The following is a 666-nucleotide window of genomic DNA, read 5'->3' as shown; positions in this document are numbered from 1 at the left end:
GTTCGACTCCTCTCGGGCGCGCTTTTATTAACGGGAAGTGGCTCAGCTTGGTAGAGCACCTGGTTTGGGACCAGGGGGTCGCAGGTTCAAATCCTGTCTTCCCGATTTTCCCAAAAACATGGGGCCTTAGCTCAGCTGGGAGAGCGCCTGCCTTGCACGCAGGAGGTCAGCGGTTCGATCCCGCTAGGCTCCACTTTATTTTTTATATGTCGGAGGTATACCCAAGTTCGGCTGAAGGGATCGGTCTTGAAAACCGACAGGCGGCGAGAGTCGCGCGGGGGTTCGAATCCCTCTACCTCCTCCATTTTTTTAAAAAGTGGTTTAGTTACATATAAAAATGAATAAGATATTAATTTTTCCTTCATGGAGGTATACCCAAGTTCGGCTGAAGGGATCGGTCTTGAAAACCGACAGGCGGCGAGAGTCGCGCGGGGGTTCGAATCCCTCTACCTCCTCCATTTATTTTTAAAACATAATATCGTCGCGGGGTGGAGCAGTACGGTAGCTCGTCGGGCTCATAATCCGAAGGTCGCAGGTTCAAATCCTGTCCCCGCAACCAATGGTCCCGTGGTGTAGTGGTTAACATGCCTGCCTGTCACGCAGGAGATCGCCGGTTCGACCCCGGTCGGGACCGCCATTTTATGTTGGCTCGGTAGCTCAGTCGGT

General features: G+C 52.9%; 6 tRNA genes. All 6 read left to right on the top strand.

The window, feature by feature from the left end:
* Nucleotides 1-31 precede the first annotated feature (31 nt).
* The 6 genes from B5P40_RS26125 to B5P40_RS26100 all read left to right on the top strand — a co-directional run bounded on the left by B5P40_RS26125 (nt 32) and on the right by B5P40_RS26100 (nt 637).
* Nucleotides 32-105: transfer RNA gene (locus B5P40_RS26125), tRNA-Pro, on the top strand.
* A 15-nt stretch (nt 106-120) separates the two neighbouring features.
* Nucleotides 121-193, top strand: a tRNA-Ala gene (locus tag B5P40_RS26120).
* 18 nt (nt 194-211) lie between these two features.
* A tRNA-Ser gene (locus B5P40_RS26115) sits at nt 212-304 on the top strand.
* Between the two features lie 61 nt (nt 305-365).
* A tRNA-Ser gene (locus B5P40_RS26110) sits at nt 366-458 on the top strand.
* 24 nt (nt 459-482) lie between these two features.
* Nucleotides 483-559: transfer RNA gene (locus B5P40_RS26105), tRNA-Met, on the top strand.
* Nucleotides 560-561: 2 nt separating this feature from the next.
* Nucleotides 562-637 (top strand) — tRNA-Asp (locus tag B5P40_RS26100).
* The last annotated feature ends 29 nt before the right edge of the window (nt 638-666 follow it).

The sequence above is a fragment of the Bacillus sp. SRB_8 genome, assembly GCF_003264205.1.
Taxonomy (GTDB): Bacteria; Bacillota; Bacilli; order Bacillales; family Bacillaceae_G; genus Bacillus_A; species Bacillus_A mycoides.
Note: the sequence above shows the minus strand (reverse complement) of the source record. Positions and strands in the feature narration are given on the sequence as shown.